Below are 5851 nucleotides of genomic sequence, written 5' to 3'. Positions count from 1 at the left end.
GCTAAACCTGTAGCGAATAAAGCTAAGGCGAAATCCCCAGCCAAACCGGATCAACCCAAGGCTTCTACTCCGGAGTCGATGACTATTCCTGATCAGGTGAGTAAGCGTATGCTGCGCCGCATGGCGTTACTCTGTGGTATTCCGACAGCGTTGGGAATTCTTTCATTTGTGGTTAGCTATCTTGCGGTGGTCAACCTGGAGATTGAGTTACCCAATGTAGCTGTAGTTCTGGTAAGTATGGGATTTTTTGGCTTAGGTGTGTTGGGATTAAGCTATGGTGTTCTTTCAGCATCCTGGGAAGAAGACAGTCCAGGAACATTACTGGGTTGGCAGGAGTTCACAACCAACCTAGGACGACTCACATCAGCATGGCGTGAGGCGAGAGAGGCTAAAAAAAGTTAGCTCTTTTTTCGGTCAAAACCTATCCCTTCCCCAATCACATTGAAAACTTAAACCTTAAAACTTATGATTGTCGTCATGAAAGTCGGCTCTCCGGAAGCCGAAATCAATCGCATTAGTCAGGAACTCAGCGAACAGGGTCTAACGCCTGAACCGATTGTTGGTAAACACAAGGTTGTTATTGGTCTAGTCGGTGAAACGGCGGCTTTAGATCCGCTGCAAATTCAGGAAATTAGCCCCTGGATAGAAGAAGTGCTGCGGGTTGAGAAGCCCTTTAAACGGGCAAGCCGCGAATATCGTAACGGGGAAGCTGGCGAAGTTGTAGTATCAACACCCGATGGAGCTGTTCACTTTGGAGAGCAGCATCCCGTGGTGCTGGTAGCCGGTCCCTGTTCGGTAGAAAACGAGGAGATGATTGTGGAAACGGCGCGTCGGGTAAAAGCGGCGGGCGCTAAGTTTTTGCGGGGGGGTGCCTATAAGCCTCGGACGTCGCCCTATTCCTTCCAAGGTCATGGAGAAAGTGCCTTAGGGTTACTCGCCGCCGCACGGGAAGCTTCGGGTTTGGGGATCATTACCGAAGTCATGGATACAGCCGATGTAGAAAAGATTGCCGAGGTAGCTGATGTGCTACAAGTCGGTGCCCGCAATATGCAAAATTTCTCCCTGTTGAAAAAAGTAGGCGCACAGGATAAACCGGTGTTGTTGAAGCGGGGAATGTCGGCAACCATTGATGAATGGTTAATGGCGGCGGAGTATGTTTTAGCTGGCGGGAATGCTAATGTGATTCTCTGTGAACGGGGTGTCCGGGGGTTTGACCGGAAGTATGCCCGGAATACACTGGATTTATCGGTGTTACCCGTATTGCGATCGCTCACCCATTTGCCGATCATGATTGATCCCAGTCACGGTACGGGGTGGTTTGAGTATGTACCCTCAATGGCAAAAGCCGCGATCGCAGCCGGGGCGGATTCGTTGATGATTGAAGTTCACCCTAATCCAGCTAAAGCCTTATCCGATGGACCCCAATCCCTGACACCGGATAGCTTTGATAGCTTAGTCCAAGAAATGGCAGTGATTGGTAAAGCCGTTGGGCGTTGGCACGAACCTGCTATGGCGATAGCGTAATTAGGGCTTGCTGCACAAGTGTGGAAGGTACACCAGATAAGGACTTCAAGCCATTTTTGCCCCCAACAAGTACAAGGTTTTTACACCTTTACACTTAAAATCCTGGGATTTTCGCTGACTTTTGCGCCGAATTTCACCTCAACAGAGGCTTGAAACTGTTGCCTGTTGCCTGTTCCCTGTTCCCTCCCCCCACCACAAGACTTATTCAGCAGCCCCTAATTATTCTAGAACATTAGTCAGAGATACCTTAGGGACACGGCATCGCCGTGTCCTTATTGCCGTATTGCCGTGTCCTTCTTCTTTTGCCTTGTTCTTTTGCGGAGAACCCCTGAGTGAAAAGCTAATCTAGGCGGGAGTCACCTGAACAATTAGCGATCGCTTATCAAAAGACTGGACTTTCCCCGCTTCGCCGAGGTCATCAATCACACGCTCTAGCAATTCTGTGGCGCGATCGCGATGCTGGTGTTCTCGCCCTCTCAGACGCACCTGAAACTTGACCAAATTACCTTTATCCAACCAATTAAGCGCTCTTTTAATACGTAAGCCATAATCGGAGTCACCAACATTCGGACGCAATTTTACTTCCTTGAGCGTTGGTTTAGAACTTTGGCGTTGACGCTTTTTCTGTTGGTACTGATGTTTCCCGTAGTCCAACACCTTCGCCACGGGAGCGTCTTTACTTTGAGAGACGACTACTAAATCAAGACCTGCATCCTTAGCGACTTGTAGTGCCTCACTGGTATCAGTCAAACCACGATTGTTATTTTCATGGTCAATTAACAAAACCTGAGGTGATTTGATTTTATGGTTAATCAGTTGTTTCTGTTTTTTAGCGATAAGACTTTCCTCCTAAGTTCAACATCCCACTAGCTAACCTCTATCAGGTTAACCCAATGCTGATCACCTCACATCCCACTAAGGTTTGAGAAATGTTGTGGTGATTAGGCATTAGCAAGCAGTAGGAACGTTGCTTACACAGTAACACTAATCTCGAATGAATGTCACTGAATTAAGCTTCACGGGGAGCGTGAAGCCCTTGTAAATTAGTCGTCAACATCCGAATTTCTGCTTGAGTCAGTGCCATCTGGATCTAGTGCAGCAGGCGCAGAAAAACTCACCCATTAACAATAGGTGAAAAAGCCGATACCGTAAACTTTACCTTACAGGCGTCTGTCCTCTTGTACTAAGATGGAACTATCTGAACAACCAGTGCCCGTCGATCAAAAGACTGAACTTTGCCAACTTCACCCAGATCAGACACCACACGCTCTAGCAGTTCTGTAGCGCGATCGCGATGTTGATGTTCCCGACCCCGCAGACGCACCTGAAACTTTACGGAATCTCCTTTGCTCAACCATTCAACAGCTCGATTGATGCGTAAGCTGTAATCAGACTCGCCAACATTCGGACGCAGTTTAACTTCCTTGAGGGTTGGTTTAGAGCTTTGGCGTTGGCGTTTCTTCTGTTGGTACTGATGTTTCCCGTAGTCCAAAATTTTTGCCACGGGAGCATCTTTACGCTCAGAGACGACCACCAAGTCCAGACCTACATCTTTCGCCAGTTGGAGAGCCTCACGAGTATCAGTCAAACCGCGATTGTTATTCTCATGATCAATCAAAAGAACCTGAGGAGACTTGATTTGACGGTTGATTCGTTGCTTGTCTTTGTTAGCTATAATACCTTCCTCCTAGAACTCCATAGCTTAGTGGCTAACTCCTCTTTAGGATAGCGCAACCCTGAGGAATTGAAACCCCTTTCAGCTACGCTTGGCGAAAACCAGACCATTCCTTTGCACCTTTATCCCGCGACCAAATCTGCCACATCAGCAACAAACGATGAACCTCTGTCACGCAGAACTGCCCTATTTCACGAAATTGGGCATAATTTCTCCTCATCCTCTATTTCAAAAAATAACCAAATAGATATATACTCAAACAATAGATAAGTTAAATCACGGAATCAAAAGGTTCAGAGTTGTCATGTTATGGAAATCTCTCAGACGAATGTTCTTAGCCATCCTGATTGGAGTGATGGTCTTGAGTGGGTATCCTCCCACCGCTAATGCCCAAACTGACCCGGTTGAATTAGCCAAAGCCGTGCAAGAAATTGAGTACCTAGACGCCATGCGGTCTGGCTTAGCCTCTACTCTAGAAGGTCGTACAGAGGAACCAACCCTAGAGACGATGCAAGACGTCTGCAAACCAGTAGGGATGAAAGCCAAAAAACTGAGTCAAGACAATGGTTGGCTGGTCAAACAAATCGCAACCAAATACCGTAACCCTGCCCATGCCCCAGATAATCTACAGTCTAAGATGGCACTGGCTAAGTTGGAACAGAATCCCGAGTTAATTGGCTTTTGGCAACGGGAAACTCTCAATGGTGTCTCTGGAACAAGCTACTATCGGCGAATTAATGTAGAAGCCAGTTGTCTAGCTTGTCATGGTGCTAAAGACTCCCGTCCTGAATTTGTACAACAAAACTATCCTCAAGACCTTGCCTTTGACTTCAATGTCGGTGACTTACGGGGAATGTATGCCGTATTTCTACCCGATGTTCAGCAAGGATTACAAGAGGCGCTGACTCGGTAAGCTGTCACGCATTATTGAGACGGTTATCGGTCTAAGGCGGGACATTTTGGTGAGGAAAGGGAACAGGGAACAAATTTGTCCTAGAGCGTCGGTCAAGTATTCCGAGAAACCGGGTTTATAGTAAGGATAACAACTCTCATATCAAGCTTTCACCCAAAGAAACCCGGTTTCTTGACCGATGTCCCAGCTTGGGTTGGTAGCCTTGAGACTAATGGGGAAAGGGGGAGATGGGTAGCCCTATTTATAATTAGAACAAATCAAAAATGGCACAATCAAAAATTAAAAAGTCAAACTCGCAAATCGGTATCTGGTGTGGGATGCGACGATGGCTATCGAGGCTACTGGTACTAGGTGCAAGTGTCCTGCTGATAGTTATCGGTTGGGGAAGCGTTACCCCTCCATCAGCCGTCGCTTCTATCCGCCAAATCGAAGAAGCACCCGGACAGATGCTGTATCAATCCCGCCATACTTTGCCGGATGAAACGGGTCAATCTTGGCAAATCGTATTATTCAAAAGGGTTAAAGCAGGTGAACCGAAAGACATTAGCCTACGTTTGGTTGGTTTTCCTGGGATGGCAGAATTTGCTCACCCCCAACCTTTAAAAATTAAGACGAATACGGGTAAAGTCTTAGAGGCTGAGGATCTGTTCGCTGACCAATCCCCAGCAGCGAATGTTGGTCAGTATAATATCACAGAAGTGTTGTCCCAATTACCGACAGCGACAGGGGTTAAACTCTCTCTACCGATGAAGAGCGATCGCACGACCACCCTGAGAATTCCCTCAGTTGTCATATTGGAGTGGCAAACTGTGGCAACTGAGTAGCGGCACGGAAAAAACCGAGAGACAATAGAGAAAACTTCTCATTGAAACCGATGTGAAAAATCCTCGTCTAATACGGGAGGAAAATTATGACCACTCAATCAACCACCACATTTACCTCCGTTTATGGTCCAGTGGACTCCTGGCGCTATGGGCGATCGCTGGGTATTGATCCCATTGGACTCCAATCAACTTGCTCATTTAACTGTGTCTATTGTCAGTTAGGGGAAATTCAAGTTCGCACCAGCCAACGTCAAGTTTTTGTCCCTACCGAAAAAATTGTCCAAGATTTACAAGCGTTTGCCCCTTGGAATGTAGATGTGGTAACCCTCAGTGGTAATGGCGAACCAACTCTAGCCCTGAACTTGGCTGAGATTATTTCCCAGGTTAAGGAAATGACTTACAAGCCTGTCTTAGTCTTGACAAATGGCACGCTTTTAGGTGATCCAGAGGTGCAGGCGGCGTTAGCCTTGGCGGATAAAGTCTCGGTTAAACTCGATGCGGTGAATCCTGATCAACTACGGCTTGTCAATCGTCCTGTCATGGAAGTCGATTGGCTCAAAATCTGGACAGGTATCCAGGAATTTCGTCAGGGATATCCAGGACATATAGGAATACAAACGATGCTGTTAACCCCACCGAATCAGCTTAGTCAAGAGACTTACATGCAATTAGTGCGATCGCTACATCCCGATGAAATTCAACTCAACACCCCCACCCGCCCTAAACCCTTAACCCATCAACTGGATGGACGGGGTAATCATACCCCTACCGAATCACGTCCCTATCCTGTACAACAATTAAAGCAAGTTAGTGGAGATGTCTTACAAGCCTTTGCCGCTAAAATACAAGATGCGACCACTATCCCTGTTCGATGCGCTCCACGTTGAGTGTAGAGGTGTATCATGGCACGTCTGT

At 47.1% G+C, this 5851-nt stretch carries 7 protein-coding genes; 5 read left to right on the top strand and 2 right to left on the bottom strand.

From position 1 onward, the window contains the following. Together ACLFWI_RS25620 and aroF are read left to right on the top strand one after the other, a co-directional pair. A partial coding sequence (locus ACLFWI_RS25620; RefSeq protein ID WP_446415262.1) for a photosystem II biosynthesis protein occupies positions 1–402 on the top strand: 402 nt, incomplete at its 5' end. Between the two features lie 63 nt (positions 403–465). Next, positions 466–1524, top strand: a complete 1059-nt coding sequence (gene aroF, locus ACLFWI_RS25615) for a 3-deoxy-7-phosphoheptulonate synthase (protein WP_446415261.1) — start codon at positions 466–468, stop codon at positions 1522–1524. Between the two features lie 345 nt (positions 1525–1869). Here aroF and infC (ACLFWI_RS25610) read toward each other — a convergent pair whose 3' ends face one another. Together infC (ACLFWI_RS25610) and infC (ACLFWI_RS25605) are read right to left on the bottom strand one after the other, a co-directional pair. Then, positions 1870–2340 carry a translation initiation factor IF-3 gene (gene infC, locus ACLFWI_RS25610; RefSeq protein ID WP_446409833.1) on the bottom strand — a complete coding sequence of 157 codons (471 nt, stop codon included), beginning with the start codon at positions 2338–2340 and terminating at the stop codon, positions 1870–1872. A 367-nt stretch (positions 2341–2707) separates the two neighbouring features. Next, a complete protein-coding gene (infC, locus tag ACLFWI_RS25605; protein WP_269546331.1) occupies positions 2708–3199 on the bottom strand; it encodes a translation initiation factor IF-3 in 492 nt (163 codons plus the stop codon). 328 nt (positions 3200–3527) lie between these two features. Here infC (ACLFWI_RS25605) and ACLFWI_RS25600 point away from each other — a divergent pair, with 328 nt between their 5' ends. From ACLFWI_RS25600 to ACLFWI_RS25590, 3 genes are all read left to right on the top strand, one after another. Further along, the gene (locus ACLFWI_RS25600; protein ID WP_446409832.1) at positions 3528–4112 is read left to right on the top strand and encodes a Tll0287-like domain-containing protein; all 585 of its coding nucleotides are present in this window, start codon (positions 3528–3530) and stop codon (positions 4110–4112) included. Between the two features lie 263 nt (positions 4113–4375). Continuing rightward, positions 4376–4936, top strand: a complete 561-nt coding sequence (locus ACLFWI_RS25595) for a DUF3122 domain-containing protein (protein ID WP_446415260.1) — start codon at positions 4376–4378, stop codon at positions 4934–4936. Between the two features lie 86 nt (positions 4937–5022). After that, on the top strand, positions 5023–5823 hold the full coding sequence (locus ACLFWI_RS25590) for a radical SAM protein (RefSeq protein WP_446415259.1): 801 nt from the start codon (positions 5023–5025) through the stop codon (positions 5821–5823). Positions 5824–5851: the final 28 nt, after the last annotated feature.

The organism is Coleofasciculus sp. (assembly GCF_046539235.1).
In the GTDB taxonomy this organism is placed as follows: Bacteria; Cyanobacteriota; Cyanobacteriia; order Cyanobacteriales; family Coleofasciculaceae; genus Coleofasciculus.
Note: the sequence above shows the minus strand (reverse complement) of the source record. Positions and strands in the feature narration are given on the sequence as shown.